Genomic DNA, 18,061 nt, shown 5'->3' on the forward strand with positions numbered 1-18,061 from the left:
CCACCTGCCCCTGTCCCAGCGGCTTGCGGGTGACCAGCGGCGTGCCATCGTCCAGGGCGGCTATGACCCGGTCGGCCAGGCTTGGGTCTGGCTGCGCCACCACCTGCGAGGTGACCGAGACCTCGGCGGGAATGGTCAGGCCAAGGAAGGGCGAGCCCTCGGCAAAGGGGGCGAGGGTCTTGGGCTCTCCCCAGCTCATGGCGCCGCCGATGCTGCGGCCGCCGATGCGCAGCCGCACCGGCATCAGTCGTTCTTCGCTGTCGCGGGCGGTATCGCTGGAGGCCAGACGCGGCCCGGCAAAGCGCAGCAACAAGCCGCCGGCCTCGACCCAAGTGGCCAGGGCCTCTTCGACATCCGGTGAGAGCCGCGCCACATCAGCCAGCACGATCACATCCGGGTTGGCCGGCAGGATATCGGAGAGGCTGCCTTCGATCAGATCCGCGGTGGGTTTCAGCGCCTGTCGCAGGTAATGCAGCGGCGAGAGCAGCGCCAGGCCTTCGTCAGCCGCGCCTGAGGCGATCAGCGCCACTTCGCGGCGACGCAGGCTGTCATCGCTAAGGGCAACCGCCCCGGCTGACCTTTGATCAGCCAGTTCAAACCGGTCTATCCGCGCGCGCAGCTCAGCAGGCAGGGACAGCAGTACAGTTGCGGTCAGCGCATCCGGATCAAAGCTGGCAGTGACCTGCGCCAGGCTGCGCTGGGTGCCGCCGGGATCACGGCCGCGGGCCTGCACCAGAACCTCTCGTGGGGCAGCGGCGGTACCATCGGTTTGGCTGCGCAGCACAGAGATCTCGAGCGCGCCATCTTTGGCAACGGGCGGCTGCAAGCCCAGGACGGGCAGGCCAGAGGAGACAACTGTAACCTCGCCATGGGGGGTAAGTGCCGCGCTCAGCGCCGACTGGCCTTCATAGGCGAGACCATCGCTGAACCAAAGGGTATCAAACCCGCCATTGCTGGCGGCCAGCTGCTCTAGCGCTTCGGTGATTTGATCAGGGCCGGGCTGCCAGGGCTGTGGCATCAGGCCGGGCAATTGCTGTTGCCAGCTGGAGGCGGCCTGAAACTGCAGCGGCTTTGGCGTGGTCAGCTGCAGCAGAGCCACCGGGCGGTCGGCGCGACCAGCCTCGTCGAGCCGCAAAGAGATCTGCTCGCGGGTGGCTGACCAGTTGCTGGCTCCGGCCCAGGAGCCATCCAGAACCAGCAGCAGGGGGCCAGAGCCTGTGATTTCTCGTGACGGGTTCAGTACCGGTCCGGCAAAGCCCAGGATTGCAGCGGCCACGGCCAACAGGCGCAGCAGCAAAAGCCACCAGGGGGTGCGATCAGACTGACTGTCCTTATCGCTGAGACCCAGCAGCAGGGTGACAGCGGGGAAGATCTGTTTGCGCGGCGCAGGTGGCACCGCCCGCAGCAGGATCCACAGCAGCGGCAGGGCCGCGAGGCCCAGCAGCAACCAGGGGGAGGCAAAGCCAATACCGGCAATCAATGTCATGGCTGGCCCCGATCCATCGCATGATAGAGCCACATCAGAGCGGATAGCGCGCTGTCATTGCTGTGGTGCTGGCCCATGCGCCACCCGGCGACACGGCAGAGGTGTTCCAGCGCGTCGCGCCGCTCTGCCAGCCGGTCCAGATACTGCTCGCGCAGCGAGGCGGCTTTCAGTGTTTCATGAGAGAGCCCGCCGCTGACGCTTTCAAACCGGGTGCGCCCGGCAAAGGGGAAATTCTCTTCGGCGGGGTCCAGAACCTGCAGCACCACGCCCTGAACGCCGCGATCTGCCGCCTTGGAGAGTGCCTGTTCCAGCGGCGCAAAGGGGCCCAGGAAATCCGAGATAAACAGCGCCCGCGCATGGGGCGCCATGGCGCGATCTTCCGGCGGCGCATAGTCTGCGGCGTCATCAGCGCTGAGCGCCTCGGCCAGGCGCAGGCTTTGCAGGTTGCCCCGTCTTGGCGGCAGACTGCCACCAGTAAGGCCCACCCGTTCACCGCCGCGCAGCATCAGGATCGACAGCGCCAGGCCAATCAGCCGCGCCCGGTCGATTTTGCGCGGCAGATCGGGGCTGGAGGCAAAACGCATCGAGGCACCCTGATCGACCCAAAGATGCACGGTCTGGGCAATCTGCAGCTCGCGTTCGCGGACAAATTGCACGTCGCCGCGGGCCGAGCGGCGGTGGTCCACCATCCGTCGGCTATCGCCCTGTTGCAGCGGGCGGTATTGCCAGAAGTCATCGCCCATACCGGCGCGTCGCCGCCCGTGGTCACCGCTCAGCACTGATCCGGCCAGCTGCTGGGCCTGCACCAAAAGCGGCGGCAGGGCGCTGGCTTCGCTTTCGGCGCTGACGCGCAGCTGCGCCGCAGAGGCCTTGCCTCCGGTGGCGGCGGCGTTGGGGGCGGCAGTCTGGCTCATGCGGCGATCCGGCTTTCTGCCAGTTCGGCGGCGGTGCGGGAGATCAGATCGCTGAGGCTGTCACCACGGGCGCGCGCGGCAAAGCTCAGCTGCATCCGGTGGCTCAGCACCGGCAGCGCCATATCCAACACGTCTTCGGTATTGGGGGCCAGGCGGCTTTGCAGCAGGGCGCGGGCGCGCACTGCCAGCATCAGCGCCTGGGCGGCGCGGGGGCCTGGGCCCCAGGCCACAGTCTGCGCCACCTGCTCGGAGACGCCGGGCTCTTCGGGGCGGAAGGCGCGTACCAGATCGAGGATCATCTCGACCACTGATTCGCCCACCGGCATGCGCCGCAGCAGCTCCTGCGCGGCGATGAGTTCTTCCGCTGCGAAGACCTGATGGGCGGCGCCCTCTTCGATGCCGGTGGTGGTCAGCAGAATGTCACGCTCGGTGTCGCGGGTGGGATAGGGCACATCGATCTGGAACAGGAAGCGATCCAGCTGCGCCTCGGGCAGCGGGTAGGTGCCTTCCTGTTCAATCGGGTTCTGGGTGGCCAGCACATGGAAGGGCAGCCCCAGTGGCCGGTCTGCGCTTGCCACCGTCACCTGCCGCTCTTGCATCGCTTGCAACAAAGCCGACTGGGTGCGCGGGCTGGCGCGGTTGATCTCATCCGCCATCAATAGCTGGCAAAACACCGGCCCGGGCAGGAAACGAAAGGCGCGGCTGCCGTCTGTCTTGGTGTCGAGCACCTCGGAGCCAAGGATATCGGCGGGCATCAGGTCCGGGGTGAACTGCACCCGCTTACCATCCAGCCCCATCACAGTGGAAAGGGTTTCCACCAGCCGGGTCTTGCCCAGACCGGGCAGGCCCACCAGCAGACCGTGACCGCCACAGAGCAGAGTGGCCAGCGTCAGGTCCACGACCCTCTCTTGGCCGATGAAACGGCGGGTGATCGAGTCCCGCGCCAGTTGCAGCTTCGCTTCCAGAGCTTCAATTTTGGCCAGCAGATCGTCGGGTTCGGACATGACATTCCTTTCACGGCGGATATATGGTCGTACTGTATCGCGGTTGAGGGAAATGGCAAAAGCAATGAGTGGACAAAAAACTGTGACACCATCGGCAGATGGGCTGGCGACCTCGATCAAGGAAGCAGGTAAGGCCGCGGGCAAAGGCGGATTGCCGCCGGTGCATCTGTGGAACCCGCCCTTCTGCGGTGATCTGGACATGCGCATCGCCCGTGATGGCACCTGGTTCTACCTTGGCACACCGATTGGACGCTTTGAACTGGTGAAGCTGTTTTCGTCAATTCTGAAGCGCGAAGAGGGCAAGTACTTCCTTGTGACCCCAGTGGAAAAAGTTGGCATCACCGTGGATGACGCCCCCTTTGTGGCGGTGGATTTTGAGCCCTCAGGTGAGGGTGAGGCGCAGGTGCTGCAGTTTACCACCCATGTGGGCGACGAAATGCAGGCGGGACCGGACCATCCGATTCGGGTGGAACGCGATGCTGAGACCGGCGAGCCCTCCCCCTATGTCTTGGTGCGGGCGGATCTGGAGGCGCTGATTGATCGCAAAAGTTTTTATCGGCTGGTGGAGCTGGGGTGCCATCATGAGGGTTGGTTTGGCCTTTGGTCCTCTGGGATGTTTTTTCCGGTCATTCCCTCTGACGAGTTGGAGTAACTTTCCTATGCGCAGCTGTTTTCCAGCAGCTCGGTCTCGACAAAGGCGCAGGGGAAGTCATTGCCGTTGATCACATCATGGCGCACCCCGGCCTTGCGAAAATACGGCACGCCTTCCTGCATCTGCGCGAGGCTGCGGCTGCCATCTTCGTTGGCAATTTCCAGAACCCCGGTAAAAAGCGGCACAACCACGTAGTCATATTCGTGCTGATGCCATCCGGTGTTGTCGCCTGATTTGACAAAGTGCCATTGCGTGACCCGGACACGGGCATTGAGGATGTGCTCGATTGGGGTCGCGGTTCCTGTTGCTGTGCACATAGAGCTTCTCCTGTTTTTCGTCATCAAATCGGGCGGTCAGCTGTTGAAATAGGTTCAGATGGATCTGTGTTTAGAGCCAGTTAGCGGCCTGCAGGCGATCAAACCCTTGTAAAAGCCCTGCCTTTTGGTGACCTTGCGACAATAAAATGCGTTGTTTTCTCTGCTTGGCGGCGAGGCGACGATAGGGCTAGACCATGGGCGACGACAGATAGGAGGTCTCTGCAATGCCAAGATTTGCGGCAAATATTTCAATGCTCTTTGCGGAGCTGCCCTATCTGGACCGGTTTCGCGCAGCAGCGGATGCCGGGTTCAAGGCGGTTGAGATCCTCTCTCCTTACGATTTCGCGGCCAAGGACACCCAGCGGGCGCTGCTCGCCAATGGGCTGGAGCTCTTGCTGATCAATGCGCCGCCGCCGAATTATACTGGCGGGGTGCCGGGCTATGCGGCGCATCCTGGCGGCATCGATCGCTTCCAGCGCGATATTCGCCGGGTGCTGCGCTATGGTGAGGTGCTGAATGTCGGGCTCATCCACATCATGGCGGGCTATGCCAAGGGCGAGGAGGCGCGCGATACCTTCATCGACAACCTGCGCTGGGCCGCCGATTTTGCCCCCAAGCAGCGCTTTACCATCGAGCCGCTGAATGCCGGCGATCAGCCGGGCTATTTCCTCGATGATTATAACCTCGCGGTGGAGGTGCTGGAGGCGGTGAACCGGCCCAATCTCGGCCTGCAGTATGATGCCTATCATGCACAGATGATCCATGGCGATGCAGCGCAGGTCTGGGAGAGTTTTGGCAAACAGGCGGTGCATGTGCAGATCGGGGCGGCTCCCAGCCGTTGTGAGCCCGGGACTGGCCCGGTGGATTTTGAAGCGCTGTTTCAGACCATCGATGACAGTGGCTACGCAGGCTGGGTCAGTGCGGAATACACGCCCTCGTCCCTGCGGACCGAGGATAGTCTGACCTGGATGCAGGGGTGAGAGGCGCGCCGATATTTACATTCTTTTTTGAGAATGTATTTATGCGGTTCGTTTTGCTTTTTCGAGGACCCTGCCATGATACCTGCCCGTTTTGCGCCCGTGATAGTCAGTCTGATCCTGTCCGGGTTGATGTCCTGCATCGTGACCCTGATGGCTGCGGTCAAGACCGTGGGGCTCTCTGCGGCAACCCTGTCGGCCTGGCTTGGCGCCTGGTCTCTTGGCTGGCCAATTGCCTTTGTGGTGGTTCTGATTGCCTCTCCCTATGTGCGCCGTTTGGTCGGCAAATGGACAAAGGCGCCTGCGTCGTAATCTGAGCCCGTGAGCTGCAAAGCGAGCGCTCCCGCCAAATCCAAAACATCCCCCGTGGGGGATGTCTTTCTTTTGTTGGGGGTGGCACCGCGCTTTCGCGCGGTGCAGGCTTGGCTGAGAAGCGCTTCAGGGGCAGGTTTGCCCTGACGCGCCTCATCGAGTTTAGGGCAGTCCGTTGCGCCTCAAGGGCAAGCCGCGCTGCGCGCGGCGGCTTTGCCGCCCTTGACCCGCAACGGACTAAGACGGGCGAGAGGTCAACAGTAGCGAGCGACCGCGCCGCGCAGATGCGCGGCGCCACCCCCAACGGGGGAGGACCAATCTTTGATTGTTCCGAGACGGGCGGGAGCCCCGCCTCTCTGGTTTCTTGAACGGGTGCTGGTTCTGCCAGGTGAGGGATTAGTGCGCTTCGGCCCAGTTGCTGCCCTGTCCGGCATCGACGCTAAGTTTTACATCCAAATGCACCGCCGGATCGGCGGCGTTCTCCATCACCTGGCGGGCAGTCTCGATGGTCTCTGTCACGGCTGCTTCGGGTACTTCGAACAGCAGTTCATCATGGACCTGAAGCAGCATCCGTGCTGGCAGATGGGCGATGGCCTGGGGCATGCGCACCATGGCGCGGCGGATCACATCGGCGGCGGTGCCTTGGATCGGCGCATTGATGGCGGCACGTTTGGCAAAGCCGGCGCGCGGACCCTTGGCGGCAATCTCGGGCGTGTGGATCCTGCGGCCAAAGAGCGTCTGCACATAGCCGTGCTCTTTGGCAAACTCTACCGTCTGGTCCATATAGCTGCGGATGCCGGGGAAGCGCTCAAAGTAGCGGTCGATAAAGCCCTGTGCCTCGGCCCGCGGGATGCGCAGATTGCGGGCCAGACCAAAGCCGGAGATGCCGTAAATGACGCCAAAGTTGATCGCCTTGGCCTGACGGCGGATATCCGAGGTCATCTCCTCCATCGGCACGTCAAACATTTCAGAGGCAGTCATGGCATGAATATCCTGACCAGCGGCAAAGGCGGCTTTCAGCGCGTCGATCCCCGCCACATGGGCCAGAATGCGCAGCTCGATCTGGCTGTAGTCGAGCGACAACAGAACATTTCCCGGTTCCGCAATAAAGGCTTCGCGGATGCGGCGGCCTTCTTCAGACCGCACTGGGATGTTTTGCAGATTGGGATCAGAGGAGGCCATGCGACCGGTATTGGCGCCGGTCTGGATATAGGAGGTATGCACCCTGCCGGTGTCCGGATTGATGTGATCCTGCAACGCATCTGTGTAGGTGGATTTCAGTTTGCTGAGCTGGCGCCAGTCCAGCACCAGGCCAGGCAGCGCATGTTCGGTGGCCAGATCCTCAAGGATATCGGCGCCGGTGGCATAGGCGCCGGTCTTGCCTTTTTTGCCACCGGGCAGCTCCAGCTTGTCAAACAGGATCTCGCCGAGCTGTTTGGGGGAGCCGACATTGAAGGGCTGACCTGCCAATGTGTGGATCTCATCCTCTAGGCCTGCCATTTTCTGGGCAAAGGCATTGGACATGCGGCTCAGCGTGTCACGATCCACCTTAATGCCATTACGCTCCATCCCAGCCAGCACCGGCACCAGGGGACGTTCCAGCGTTTCATAGACCGTGGTGACCTGCCGTTGGTGCAGCTCGGGCTTGAAATGCTGCCAGAGCCGCAGGGTGACATCGGCGTCCTCGGCGGCATAGGGCACTGCATCTGCGACGGGCACCCGGTCAAAGGTGATGGCGGATTTGCCAGTGCCCAGCAAAGGCTTGATCGGGATCGGCGTGTGGTCGAGATAGCGTTCCGACAGGGTATCCATGCCGTGGTTATGCTCGCCCGCGTGCAGCGCATAGGACATCAGCATGGTGTCATCAATTGGCGCCACATCAATCCCATAGCGGTGCAGGATCTTGGCGTCATATTTCATGTTCTGACCGATCTTGAGCACCGCCGGATCCTCGAGCATCGGTTTCAGCATCTCTAGGGCCTGTTCCAACGGCATCTGCCCCTCTGCCAGGCCTTCACCGCCAAAGAGATCATCGCCGCCCTGTTTATGGGTGAGCGGGATATAGCAGGCCGTGCCCGGCTCTACACAGAGCGAAACCCCCACCAGATCCACCACCATCGCGTCCAGCCCGGTGGTTTCGGTATCCACTGCCACATAGCCGCGGGCATAGATCTGGTCGATCCAGCCCTGCAGGGTGGCAGCATCGCTGACGCATTCATATCTTTCGGCGTCAAACGGTACCGCTGCGGCGGGTTCCGCCTGGGTGGCTGCGCCCGGGGTGGCGGCCTCGGGGAGTGCCGGGGCCTCAAGCCCGAGCTGATCCGCCATGCGTTTGGTCAGGGTGCGGAACTCCATCTGCGACAGGAAGCCCAGCAGCGCCTCGGGTTCGGGCTCCTGCACTTCAAGATCTTCGATGGTGAAATCCAGATCCATGGCGCAATCGAGCTGCACCAGGCGTTTGGACATCTCGATCTGGTCGCGATTCTCAATCAGGGTCTGGCGGCGCTTGGGCTGTTTGATTTCCTCGGCCCGGTCCAGCAGCTCTTCGAGCGAGCCATATTCATTGATCAAAAGCGCAGCGGTTTTGATGCCGATGCCTGGCGCACCTGGGACATTGTCGACGCTATCACCAGCCAGGGCCTGCACATCGACCACCCGGTCGGGGCCGACGCCGAACTTCTCGTGCACCCCATCGCTGTCGATGCGCTTGTTCTTCATCGCGTCCAGCATTTCAACGCCGCCACCAACCAGCTGCATCAGATCCTTGTCCGACGAGATGATGGTGCAGCGCCCGCCGGCATCGCGGGCCTGACGGGCGAGGGTGGCGATGATGTCATCGGCCTCAAAGCCTTCGACCTCTTTGCAGGCAATGTTAAAGGCGCGGGTGGCATCGCGGGTCAGCGGGAACTGAGGCCGCAGATCCTCGGGCGCGGGGGGGCGGTTGGCCTTGTAGAGGTCATACATGTCATTGCGGAAAGACTTGCCGGAATGGTCAAAGATCACCGCCACATGGGTCGGCGCATCGGGGCCTTTGTTGTCTTCGACCTGTTTGAACAGCATGTTGCAAAAGCCCGCCACCGCGCCGATGGGCAGCCCGTCGGATTTGCGCGTCAGCGGCGGCAGCGCGTGATAGGCCCGAAAGATAAAGGCCGAGCCATCGATCAGATGCAGATGGCAGCCTTTGCCGAATTTACTCTCGCTCATGGCCTGATACTCCGGGTGTTGCGCGTTTGGACTTTGTTATCCGCGATACGGCAGGCAAGGGCAATTGCCCATTGCAGGAACTGGCCCAAGTTGCAGGCAGATCAGATCATTGAAGCGGAAGGTCTTGAACAGGTTTGCAGCACAGGTGCGATCCCCGGTTCAACCTCGCAGCGGTCCCATCAGGCGATCCAGCGAGGCCTTCAGATCGCACCTGTTCAAGGCAATTTCACGCAGATGGTCCAGATGGTACTGCCCGGCACGCGTCTGTGTCTTGTCGGGCCATTTCCCACCGTATGCCTCGAGCATCGCTTTGTTTTGCCGGTCCATATCGGCACTGGATCTCAGCATTTTCAAAAACGTATTGTTGCCGCCCAGCATACCTCCCAGAGCAGTTTCGGGCTCTTTGGCATATCCCAGCGGCTCGTTTTCCTGGGCACGGTGAACGGCATCGGCCAGTACATCCAACGCCAGCAGCACGACGTCCACCCGCAGTTTGTAGGAGTCACCGGCCTTGATATGCAGGGTTGGCTCAGTGTCCAGCGTTCGGAAAATCATATTGATGTTGCGACCGTCAAGGGTGACATAGGCCACGTCTCTGCCTTTCATCTTGGACCAGATCCCGCCAAAGGAGAGCGATTTGATTTCGCGGGCTTCCAGCACATCCTGTGCAGCCCGGGTCCAATAAGAGGTGAATTTTTCTGCTTGTTCCCGGGTGAAGAGGAAGCCGCCCTCTCCGTCCTCTTGCCCGCTGAGCGCCCCGGGGAACCAGTTTTTGTTTACCTGGGAGCTGCCGGTTGTGACACATAGAATAGGTTGTTTTTTCACGGGAGACCTTTTGAAAACCGGCTGTGATAAATCCAACCAATGAGTAACTGCACCACTGGCGATGGTCAAAGAGAGGCTTATCCGCTGTAGGCCTTTGGCTTAGTGGGGAGTGTTGGATCGATGCTCCGCACCTCTATGCAGCAGCAACAGGGCTGTATCTCAGGCCTGGTTGCCGCGGTCCTGCGCTGCTTTCCATCATGGCGCGCTCAATACGATCATTGCTGAGGGCGTATTTTGACACCATGGTAGATCAATGGGAACATCGGCCAAAGTCTGGCACCGTGGTGCACTGGGGAGCTTGGCCAATCACAGGGGGAACCGGATTTTATGACTGTACACTTTGATTTCCTGTCACCGCCCGGCGTTATGATGATAGTCTATGAAGGGCGCAGCACCGAGGCGCAGCAGAACCAGTTGTTCCAGGAGATGGTCGAGGTTTTTGGTGTCGGGCCTTTTGTCGATTCCATCTCTGATATGTCGGCGCTGACCTCTTCGTCGATCACCGGCACGGACATGTATCTGCAAAGTGTTGTGATCAAAAAGCAGGTCGAGAAACTGCCGCAGCCAATTCGCCAAGCCCTCTATGCGCCAGGCGCCCTGCCATATGGGATCGCGCGAATGTATATGGGCTATGCTGATCTGTCTCCAAAGCTTGATAATCAAATCTTCGATGATCTGCAGGCTGCAATTGACTGGATGGGTCTTCAGGGCACAGTCGATTCCCTCTTTGGTCAGCGGCAATGGCGTAGCATTGCAGACTGAAACCGGCAGTGTTCGGGGCGATTTGTTTTCTCGAGCAGACTGGCTTTCTGGCGGCTCTTGCTGCCTGCACTTAAAAAAACTGGGACTTGGGAGCAGCCTCTTGGAGGTGAATACCCCTGCCCCGGCGAGAGGTAACAAACGCCAGGGCAGGGAACAGGGGGGATGTGGAGAGATCTGGTAGGAACTCGCCCCCGTGTTAGGGGCCCAGTGCTTTCAGGTTAAAACTGATGAGCCTGGGAAATAGACCTGCTTTGATCCGATCGAAAAGCACGCGTTTTGACGGCGCGCCTTTGTCGTGCTTGCCTTACCTCGGCGGCAAAACTCTGCCGCAAAGGTTCGGGTTCATGGCGATTAAACCGCATTCTGCGGATCACATAACGTCGCATCAGGCCAAAAAGCCCAAGGCAGACATAGCTCGCCTGGATCAAAAATGCCGCCAGGTTAAAGGCCGAAACCAAACTGACTAATACACAGGAAGCTGCGGTGACGACAAAGCAGGTGTAACCAACGCTATTGCCGCAGATCCGACCGGTCTGCAGCAGAGTGAAGGCCGTAATATATAGTGAAAAACCAATGACTCCAATAAATTGCAACATTTCAGGGTGCTGCCGTAATAAAAACAGAAGCTCACTCATGAGAAACTCCTTTAAACAATAAGAAGTACTTAGTCAGAGCTGGGGGCAGCGGTCATACCCCCGATGGGGTAGGCGGCGCGGATTTTGCAAAAAATAATGGGAATTAGCGGAAATTCGCCCGCGCCATGCTGGCGATCCGTTGCAGCACGTCTGTTGGCTCTTGATAGAGCACCAACTGGCCTACGCCCGAATAGCAGTGGGAGTTGAACCCCATGCGGGTGGCAAATTTCTGGACGCTGACGGGGGTGACCACGGGATCTGCTTCGCCGTATACTAGGGTGACTGGCTGGGTCAGATTGCTGCAGAAATCTGACCAGTCGCGCACCACATGATGCGAATCGATGGCAAAGCTCCAATGACCCTGCTGCACGATCTGACGAAAGCCTTTGAACAGGGTATCGCGATGCTCGGGACGCTCTGCCAGGGCGCGGTCCGGGGTTCCGGGCCGGTAGAGCGCATTGAGAAACCCCTCGACGCCGCCGGCATCAATCTGGGCGATGCCCGCCCGCAGCAGGGTGGGCAGCATCCGCGGAGTGAACCGCGCGGTCATCGCCATGACCTGCTGGCGGTAATGCATGGCGCGGATCTGCGCCATTTCGGTGATCGGAACCGCGCCCGAGATATTAAAAACTCCCTGCACCAGTTCCGGGTGCAGCTGTGCCAGACGAAAAGCAAAAAGCGCGCCGGACATATGGCCGATGGCCAACAGCTTGCTGCAGCCCAGATGTTCGAGAAACGGCAGCATATCCGCGCAAAACCGGTCTGGTGCTTCGGCGGGGGTCTTTTTTGAAACCGGGTCCATGTCACTGGTGCCAAACCCGGGACGGACCGGACAGATGAACCGAAGCCCGAGGTTCTGCATTTCCTGGATCACCTCAGGTGGAAAATTGGGACCATTCAGCATGTTGTGGATAAACAAGCAGGCGGTGCCGCGTTCCGGACCAAAGATCCGGTAGGCCATTTTGCGCCCGTCCTGCAGGATAAAGACATGCTCGCTGCCCGCTGCATTCTGGGTCTCGGGGCTGCCGGTTTTGATCAGGGCTTCCAGCCCGGTCATGATCCGCACCAATTGCTGTTGATTGGCGGTATAGGTCTTGCGCCTGATGGCTTTGAGCTGGGTGCGCAGGGTGTCAACCGAACGCCCGGTGGTCTCTGCGATGTCGCGCAGGTTGGCGCCGGTCAGCAATTCGCGGGCAACGCGGGTTTCTGCCGCCGTAAGGCCAAACATCTGCCGCAGGATCTGATCATGGGCCTCGGTCCAACGGTTGTGCAGCCCGGCAAGCACAAAACCACCTGCGCCGCTGCCATCGGTGTCACCGGACAGCTCGCGCACCATGGGGTAGGGGTGCTTGTCGCCCTTGGCAAAAAACACAAAGACCTCACCGGGGTAGCCGGTCTCTTTGCCGCTGATCTCCTGGCTGAGCCGGGTGGCGGTTTCCGCTGAAACAGCCAGATCCAACAAGGCATCGCCGGGGTGAGCGCCAAGGACCTCACTGGCAAGCGGGCTGCAGCTGATGATCTCTCCCCGCCGGGAGATCCGGATTTCGGCGCGTTCCTGTGTCGGTGTCGGGCTCGGTTGCTCCTGGCGTCCCAGCCGGTCCAGAATCTCGAAGGAGCGCAGCAGATGTTCGGCAATTTCGCTGGAGGGTCCGGTGGTGCCTTCCTCCTGCAGGGGGTTGTCGCCCAGGGTCGCCAGCAAGTGCTGCCCCCAAAGATCCACCAGCCGATCATAGACATGGGGATCAACGGCCACTTCGTAGATGGTCTGGATCAGCGAGGTCTGATCGGGCGCGTCTTGTGTGGTGTCAATTGAATCGACCATCGCCAAATCTGCTCATATAAGAAGGGCGGCGTCACCGCAGAAAAAGAAGTCAATAAAAATACATGGTCGCAGTCTGTCAAGGTGAGAAGGTAACTCTGCAACTCAGCTTCAGCACCTCAAAGGCTTGGCAATGGATACGGGATACTGTGGTGTGGTCCATTGCGCTGCCCCAGTCACCTTTCCAAATTCTAGGACGTGGCGTAGAGCCAATGGGAGATCCGCACCGAAACGGGCAAGGGTGTCCAATAACCAAACCTTTGCCTTGAGGCCTGGATCATGCGGGAAACCCAAGTGTTGCAGGTACGCAGCAGATGAAAACTCCCCTTGGCAGCAAAGAAACGGTCGCTCGCGGTAAAACCCGGGTGGTCCAGGCTCTGAAGGGTAGGCCCGGAGCTTTGTTCAAAGCTCTGGGTTAGAGCAGTTAAGAAAGCACCCAGTTCTGCCTCGTCAAAGCGCAGAACGGGCAGGTCTGGCAGGTTTGGCAAAGCGCCAAGCACATCAACCCGCAAGACAGAGCGATCGCCAAAGACACCTTTGAGCACCGTAGAGGCTGTCAACTCGCTGTAGTCATTGGTGGTGTAAAAGGCGCGTGCGCCCCATCCTATGACCAGCCACTGTGCATCTGGATGTGTCACGGGCAGGCCGCTGGGTTCCAGAAACTGAAACCGTGCCCGAGTGGTTTTGTTCAGGGGGAGCAGGAAATCATAATGGATGGGGCCAGCCACCAGCAGGACCTCGTGGTGGCGATCGACATTGGCGCTGGTTGTAGGCCCTGCTGGAATAACCGCGCCAATGAGGGCGGCAAGGCAATAGGTGGTCGCAAACCCGAGCGGCAAAAGCAAAGCCTTTGCCAAAAGGCGGATCACGCGGCGGCGTCGACGTGATCTTTGTGGATGTATTTGCAGTCGCAATAGGGGCATTCCACAAAACCGTCGCCCTCGGGGATCTGCAGATAGATCCGGGGATGGCCCAACGCGCCTTCGCCGCCGTCGCAGGCAACACGGTAAGTCTCAACGATCTTGGTTTCGGGCGCTTCAATGGTCATCGCTGGCGGTCCTTATGATTTTCGGCTAGGCGCATGGTGGAACCATGTATGTCTGATGCCAAAACCGGGGGCAAGTGCTGCGATGAGAGATGAGGCAATCCGTATCGAAGGCTTGCGCAAAACCTACAGGGGCGCAAAGGGCCAGCCGGAGAAACAGGCACTGAAGGGCCTGGACCTGACCATTCCGCGCGGCTCGGTCTTTGGCCTGCTGGGTCCCAATGGTGCGGGTAAATCCACTATGATCAATATTCTGGCCGGCCTGGTGCGGAAAACTTCTGGTCGGGTGACGATCTGGGGCTTTGACCAGGATGCCAACCCGCGCCAAAGCCGGGCGTCCATTGGCGTCATGCCGCAGGAGCTGAACCTGGACCCGTTTTTCACCCCGCGCGGCGCGCTGGAGGTGCAGGCCGGGCTTTATGGCGTGCCAAAACAGGACCGCCGCAGCGATGAGATCCTCGAGATGGTGGGCCTGACCGACAAGGCCCATGCCTATGCCCGCACCCTGTCGGGGGGCATGCGGCGGCGTCTGTTGCTGGGCAAGGCGCTGGTGCATCACCCACATATCCTGGTGCTGGATGAACCCACAGCCGGGGTTGATATCGGGCTGCGGCAGATGCTCTGGGAGAATATCCGCAAGCTGAACCAGCAGGGCATGACCATCATCCTGACTACCCATTACCTGGAAGAAGCCGAAGAGATGTGCGACGAGATCGCCATTATTGACCAAGGCGCCGTGGTGGCGCGCGACAGCACCGCCAATTTGCTGGGGCGGCTGGATGCCAAATCCATGGTGGTGCAGCCCGCCAGCCCAGTAACAGATCTGCCGCAGGGGCCAGGCATTGCGGCCGAGTTGCGGGACGATGGCGCGGTACTGCTGCGGTATCACAGTAAGGCAACCAGCGCCGACGAGGTGTTGGCCGCAGTGCATGCCGCCGGGATTTCCATCCGCGATGTCAAAACCGCCGAGGCCGATCTCGAAGATGTCTTCCTGGCGCTGACCAAATCGGGGTGAGAAGGGGAGCAAGGCCGCTTCGATGAAGACTGAGGACCGAAACCGAGCTAAAATCGCCAGGGCCTTGCTTTATATTGAGGCAGGTCTGTCAGAGCCGCTGCGGGTTTCTGAGATTGCCGGACAGGCGCATCTGCCCTTGTTTCATTTTCAGCGGTTATTCTGCGCCTATATGGGCGAGTCCGTCAGCCAGTATGCACTGCGCGCCGCCTGGAAGCGGCAGCACTTCAGCTGGAAAACACCCCGGACTGCAACGTGTTGCACCTGGCGCTGAACTGTGGCTTTCAAACCCATAGCGCCTTTTCAAAGGCTTTCAAAAGGCAGTTTGGTGTGAGCCCCTCTGCCTTTCGAACCGCGCCCAATATGGCCCGGCAGGGGCGCGACCAGGATCGGCGGTTTTTGATCAGCGCCCCGCCTGCAACTGCTATTGATCCGGTGGAGATTGTCGACCTGGCACCGTTCCATTTCCAGTTCCGCCCATCATCAGGGACCTTTGAGGGGCAGTTCTTTCGCCAGAAAGATCATGACATTGGCCAGCAGTTTGCGAACCTTTTGGCGCAGATATGCCCGCCTGATCTGTTCTTGATGAGTTGCTTTCCAAGCACTCCCCAAAGCCTGAACGACGACACCGTTCCGGTTTGGTTTGGTGGCGGTTACACGGCACCGGGCGCAGGTCTTTGGAGCCCGGACTGGTACAGGTTTGAAGGCGGCAGCTGGGCGGTCTTTGAACATCGGGGCGACTATCAGTTTCTCTATCAGACCTGGAACCGTATTTATCGCAACTGGCTGCCCCAAACGAAACATGAGCTGCGGGATGAGGCGCCTTTTGAAGCCTATCTGGCAGCCGAGGCAGCGGGCGATCAGGGGGCCAATTGCACCCGGATCTACATCCCCATCAAAAAAGCATGATCGGAACAGCGGGACCGTCCTGCGCTTGATATTTCGATGCGGAATCGAAATGCGAGGATCAGCAAAATGTCCCTTCATCAACGCAGTGCCACTAAGATCGTTGCGGATTTGAACGCCGGGAAAATCAGAGCCACCCAGGTTGTGAAACACCAGCTGGGCCGCATCGCGCATCTGAACCCAAAAGTTAACGCGGTTGTAGCCACAAATGTGCCACCACCGGGCAACAGCTGGGGGAAACTGGCGGGTCTGCCCATCACGTTGAAGGACCAAATTCATTTTCCCAGTTTGGCCTGTACCTTTGGCTCTGAAGCCTACAGGGATTTTTATCCGGTTCAGACCGCTCCAGTGGTGGAAAACCTGCTGCAGGCCGGGGCGCAGGTGATTGGCAAGACCAATCTGCCACCCTTTGCGATGGATTTTCAATGCAGCAGCCCGCTGTTCGGCACCACCAACAATCCCTGGGACTTTGCCTATACCAGTGGCGGCAGCAGCGGCGGCGGAACCGCTGCCGTTGCCGCAGGGCTGAGCTTTGTGGATATCGGCACCGACCTGAGTGGATCTTTGCGAATTCCCGCCTCTTTCTGCGGTGTTTTAGCCTGTTGCCCACAGAATATGCCCTGCCCACTGAAGGCATGATGGCAAACGGGGCCGCGCCGCTCAAACATTTTGCCCGCATAGGTCCGATTGCCCGTCAGCCCGAGGATCTGGGTTTGATCTGGGAGCATATGCGCGGTCCTGCACCAGAAGGAGAAAGCCCTGCCGCGCCGCCAAAGCTCTTGTGGAGCATGGACAGCGGTGGGCTGGAGGTCTGTAAGGATATCTCTGAATGCATGCGCACGGCGCTTCGTGGCTGGCACAGGGCCGGATTTCAGGTGGCACAAGCTGCACCAGAGGGGTTTGATTTTAGCCGCGCCCGGCGCGCCTTTGGCGAGATCATGGGCTATGAGACCGGGGCGTTGATGCCCGCCTCTTCCCGATTTCTGGCCCGGCTCTTTGGCCGCGCCAGTGCGCGGCGATCGCCAGAGTTTCTGGCCAATGTCTTGCAGAGCTACCGCCACAGTCAAAAGCGCTATGATCTAGCGCTCACAGAGAAACATGTTCTCTCGGCAGCCTTGGATGCTTTTCTGGCCGATAATGCGGTATGGCTGCTGCCGGTCACAGCGGTCTCGGCATTTAAACATTTGCAGCCAACCCGGGACCAGAACGGTGTGCGCGATTATGCCGATCCGCTTTTGATCAATGGGAAGCCGGTCAACTACTTTGATGCACTGACCTCTTTTGTGACGCCGATCTCGCTCACCGGGCATCCGGTTGTCACCCTACCTTTGGGTCTCGACAGAAATGGCCTGCCTGTTGGGGGGCAGCTGATTGGCGCCAAGGGGAGCGAGGCTCAGCTGCTTCGGACCGCGCGCCTGCTGCAGGATGAGCTACAGGCTGTGGTTTGTCCCCTGCTTGCACAGCGGTAGGCTGCGCAGAGGTCAGGTGAAAACGTGCGGCTAGAGAGAAGCCTTCGCCGACGCGTTACTGAAGCGGCGCGCGGCGGGTTAAGCTGTGGTCCAGCTTTCTTGCCAGATCCTTGCCTTGTTTCGCGGGCGAAACATTTAGCCGGGTTCGTCGCGGTCGATCCGGGCCTGGTAGCAATTGTTGCGGGCAGAGCGGATATGGACATAGGCAACCCGCTCATCTGTCAGAATGGTTTTGGCCTGCTGCATCATCTCTGGCTGCGGGATCACGATGCCGGTGCCATAGACGATGCGATCATCGGCGCCGTAGCCTTTGATCAGGTAATCGGGGGAGGTGGTCAGCACCTCGGGGAGTTCGGTGCTGTCGTGGCGCATGCAATGATCGGCGCAGAGAAAGATGGGGCCGGTTTCGGCATAGGGCTGTGCCTCGGCAAAGGGGCGGTGGGCCAGAATCAACATTTCGGCGCCTTTTGGAATGTGCTGCAGGCAGTGGCGGCAGGGGGTGCCGTGGCCGTTCGATATGGCGCGCTCGGGTGGCTGGCCATGGGCGTCCTGTCCACCGTTTTGCAGGTGGCGGGTGATTTTGGTGGGAAGGGCGGTGATTCGGGTCATTACAGTGTCCTGTGTTTGTTTTCTGTTGTGGACTCTGGCCTGGATAGCCTGCTGCAATCGACCCGTTTCCTGCGCATAGAAAAACAAACTCTCCCGCCCGGTGACCCTGCATC

General features: G+C 60.0%; 19 protein-coding genes. 8 read left to right on the forward strand and 11 right to left on the reverse strand.

The features are described 5' to 3' along the window. The 3 genes from ABJP42_RS20365 to ABJP42_RS20375 all read right to left on the reverse strand — a co-directional run. Window positions 1–1,486: BatA domain-containing protein (locus tag ABJP42_RS20365; RefSeq protein WP_348343743.1), on the reverse strand; the 1,486-nt coding region annotated here is incomplete at its 3' end. Beyond that, entirely contained in the window at window positions 1,483–2,400 is a 918-nt protein-coding gene (locus ABJP42_RS20370; protein ID WP_348343745.1) for a DUF58 domain-containing protein, read from the reverse strand. The genes ABJP42_RS20365 and ABJP42_RS20370, both read right to left, overlap by 4 nt. Further along, window positions 2,397–3,404, reverse strand: a complete 1,008-nt coding sequence (locus tag ABJP42_RS20375) for an AAA family ATPase (RefSeq protein WP_348343747.1) — start codon at window positions 3,402–3,404, stop codon at window positions 2,397–2,399. The genes ABJP42_RS20370 and ABJP42_RS20375 overlap by 4 nt, the downstream gene beginning before the upstream one ends. A gap of 64 nt (window positions 3,405–3,468) precedes the next feature. Between ABJP42_RS20375 and ABJP42_RS20380 the strand changes: the two genes are divergently transcribed. After that, the gene (locus ABJP42_RS20380) at window positions 3,469–4,056 is read left to right on the forward strand and encodes a DUF1285 domain-containing protein (RefSeq protein WP_348343749.1); all 588 of its coding nucleotides are present in this window, start codon (window positions 3,469–3,471) and stop codon (window positions 4,054–4,056) included. Window positions 4,057–4,061: 5 nt separating this feature from the next. On the opposite strand, the gene ABJP42_RS20385 is transcribed toward ABJP42_RS20380, so the two are convergent. Beyond that, window positions 4,062–4,373 carry a cupin domain-containing protein gene (locus ABJP42_RS20385; protein WP_348343751.1) on the reverse strand — a complete coding sequence of 104 codons (312 nt, stop codon included), beginning with the start codon at window positions 4,371–4,373 and terminating at the stop codon, window positions 4,062–4,064. A gap of 224 nt (window positions 4,374–4,597) precedes the next feature. On the opposite strand from ABJP42_RS20385, the gene ABJP42_RS20390 reads away from it, so the two are divergent. Continuing rightward, window positions 4,598–5,353, forward strand: coding sequence for a hydroxypyruvate isomerase family protein (locus ABJP42_RS20390; protein WP_348343753.1), 756 nt, complete (start codon window positions 4,598–4,600; stop codon window positions 5,351–5,353). A 99-nt stretch (window positions 5,354–5,452) separates the two neighbouring features. Beyond that, window positions 5,453–5,662, forward strand: a complete 210-nt coding sequence (locus ABJP42_RS20395) for a DUF2798 domain-containing protein (protein WP_348343755.1) — start codon at window positions 5,453–5,455, stop codon at window positions 5,660–5,662. Window positions 5,663–6,058: 396 nt separating this feature from the next. Here the strand turns inward: ABJP42_RS20395 and polA are convergent, their stop codons facing one another. Both polA and ABJP42_RS20405 read right to left on the reverse strand, forming a co-directional pair. After that, on the reverse strand, window positions 6,059–8,866 hold the full coding sequence (polA, locus tag ABJP42_RS20400) for a DNA polymerase I (protein ID WP_348343757.1): 2,808 nt from the start codon (window positions 8,864–8,866) through the stop codon (window positions 6,059–6,061). A 159-nt stretch (window positions 8,867–9,025) separates the two neighbouring features. After that, window positions 9,026–9,691 (reverse strand): hypothetical protein, encoded by a 666-nt coding sequence (locus ABJP42_RS20405; protein ID WP_348343759.1) that lies wholly within the window; start codon window positions 9,689–9,691, stop codon window positions 9,026–9,028. 327 nt (window positions 9,692–10,018) lie between these two features. Here ABJP42_RS20405 and ABJP42_RS20410 point away from each other — a divergent pair, with 327 nt between their 5' ends. Beyond that, window positions 10,019–10,453: a hypothetical protein gene (locus ABJP42_RS20410; protein WP_348343761.1), complete on the forward strand. Its 435-nt coding sequence runs from the start codon at window positions 10,019–10,021 to the stop codon at window positions 10,451–10,453. A gap of 218 nt (window positions 10,454–10,671) precedes the next feature. On the opposite strand, the gene ABJP42_RS20415 is transcribed toward ABJP42_RS20410, so the two are convergent. The 4 genes from ABJP42_RS20415 to ABJP42_RS20430 all read right to left on the reverse strand — a co-directional run bounded on the left by ABJP42_RS20415 (window position 10,672) and on the right by ABJP42_RS20430 (window position 13,955). Then, window positions 10,672–11,088, reverse strand: a complete 417-nt coding sequence (locus ABJP42_RS20415; protein ID WP_348343763.1) for a CBU_0592 family membrane protein — start codon at window positions 11,086–11,088, stop codon at window positions 10,672–10,674. Between the two features lie 103 nt (window positions 11,089–11,191). After that, complete coding sequence (locus ABJP42_RS20420) at window positions 11,192–12,910, reverse strand: bifunctional helix-turn-helix transcriptional regulator/alpha/beta hydrolase (protein WP_348343765.1); 1,719 nt, start codon at window positions 12,908–12,910, stop codon at window positions 11,192–11,194. Window positions 12,911–13,098: 188 nt separating this feature from the next. Next, window positions 13,099–13,776, reverse strand: a complete 678-nt coding sequence (locus ABJP42_RS20425) for a DUF2459 domain-containing protein (RefSeq protein ID WP_348343767.1) — start codon at window positions 13,774–13,776, stop codon at window positions 13,099–13,101. After that, complete coding sequence (locus tag ABJP42_RS20430) at window positions 13,773–13,955, reverse strand: zinc-finger domain-containing protein (protein WP_348343769.1); 183 nt, start codon at window positions 13,953–13,955, stop codon at window positions 13,773–13,775. The genes ABJP42_RS20425 and ABJP42_RS20430 overlap by 4 nt, the downstream gene beginning before the upstream one ends. Window positions 13,956–14,037: 82 nt before the next feature. On the opposite strand from ABJP42_RS20430, the gene ABJP42_RS20435 reads away from it, so the two are divergent. From ABJP42_RS20435 to ABJP42_RS20450, 4 genes are all read left to right on the forward strand, one after another. After that, on the forward strand, window positions 14,038–14,967 hold the full coding sequence (locus ABJP42_RS20435) for an ATP-binding cassette domain-containing protein (protein ID WP_348343771.1): 930 nt from the start codon (window positions 14,038–14,040) through the stop codon (window positions 14,965–14,967). 159 nt (window positions 14,968–15,126) lie between these two features. Further along, the gene (locus ABJP42_RS20440; RefSeq protein ID WP_348343794.1) at window positions 15,127–15,873 is read left to right on the forward strand and encodes a GyrI-like domain-containing protein; all 747 of its coding nucleotides are present in this window, start codon (window positions 15,127–15,129) and stop codon (window positions 15,871–15,873) included. Window positions 15,874–15,939: 66 nt separating this feature from the next. Then, on the forward strand, window positions 15,940–16,509 hold the full coding sequence (locus tag ABJP42_RS20445) for an amidase family protein (RefSeq protein ID WP_348343773.1): 570 nt from the start codon (window positions 15,940–15,942) through the stop codon (window positions 16,507–16,509). Further along, the gene (locus ABJP42_RS20450; protein WP_348343775.1) at window positions 16,473–17,339 is read left to right on the forward strand and encodes an amidase family protein; all 867 of its coding nucleotides are present in this window, start codon (window positions 16,473–16,475) and stop codon (window positions 17,337–17,339) included. Before ABJP42_RS20445 ends, ABJP42_RS20450 begins: the two co-directional genes overlap by 37 nt. A gap of 135 nt (window positions 17,340–17,474) precedes the next feature. On the opposite strand, the gene ABJP42_RS20455 is transcribed toward ABJP42_RS20450, so the two are convergent. Beyond that, complete coding sequence (locus ABJP42_RS20455) at window positions 17,475–17,948, reverse strand: DUF1203 domain-containing protein (RefSeq protein WP_348343777.1); 474 nt, start codon at window positions 17,946–17,948, stop codon at window positions 17,475–17,477. Between the last annotated feature and the right edge of the window lie 113 nt (window positions 17,949–18,061).

The organism is Pseudophaeobacter sp. (genome assembly GCF_039971195.1).
Taxonomy (GTDB): Bacteria; Pseudomonadota; Alphaproteobacteria; order Rhodobacterales; family Rhodobacteraceae; genus Pseudophaeobacter.

Bases quoted from the DNA above. Each gene is read 5' to 3' on its own strand.
- ABJP42_RS20370 (WP_348343745.1), bottom strand. From the start codon at position 2,400: ATGAGCCAGACTGCCGCCCCCAACGCCGCCGCCACCGGAGGCAAGGCC.
- ABJP42_RS20375 (WP_348343747.1), bottom strand. From the start codon at position 3,404: ATGTCCGAACCCGACGATCTGCTGGCCAAAATTGAAGCTCTGGAAGCG.
- ABJP42_RS20380 (WP_348343749.1), top strand. From the start codon at position 3,469: ATGAGTGGACAAAAAACTGTGACACCATCGGCAGATGGGCTGGCGACC.
- ABJP42_RS20385 (WP_348343751.1), bottom strand. From the start codon at position 4,373: ATGTGCACAGCAACAGGAACCGCGACCCCAATCGAGCACATCCTCAAT.
- ABJP42_RS20390 (WP_348343753.1), top strand. From the start codon at position 4,598: ATGCCAAGATTTGCGGCAAATATTTCAATGCTCTTTGCGGAGCTGCCC.
- polA (WP_348343757.1), bottom strand. From the start codon at position 8,866: ATGAGCGAGAGTAAATTCGGCAAAGGCTGCCATCTGCATCTGATCGAT.
- ABJP42_RS20410 (WP_348343761.1), top strand. From the start codon at position 10,019: ATGACTGTACACTTTGATTTCCTGTCACCGCCCGGCGTTATGATGATA.
- ABJP42_RS20415 (WP_348343763.1), bottom strand. From the start codon at position 11,088: ATGAGTGAGCTTCTGTTTTTATTACGGCAGCACCCTGAAATGTTGCAA.
- ABJP42_RS20420 (WP_348343765.1), bottom strand. From the start codon at position 12,910: ATGGTCGATTCAATTGACACCACACAAGACGCGCCCGATCAGACCTCG.
- ABJP42_RS20430 (WP_348343769.1), bottom strand. From the start codon at position 13,955: ATGACCATTGAAGCGCCCGAAACCAAGATCGTTGAGACTTACCGTGTT.
- ABJP42_RS20435 (WP_348343771.1), top strand. From the start codon at position 14,038: ATGAGAGATGAGGCAATCCGTATCGAAGGCTTGCGCAAAACCTACAGG.
- ABJP42_RS20445 (WP_348343773.1), top strand. From the start codon at position 15,940: ATGTCCCTTCATCAACGCAGTGCCACTAAGATCGTTGCGGATTTGAAC.
- ABJP42_RS20455 (WP_348343777.1), bottom strand. From the start codon at position 17,948: ATGACCCGAATCACCGCCCTTCCCACCAAAATCACCCGCCACCTGCAA.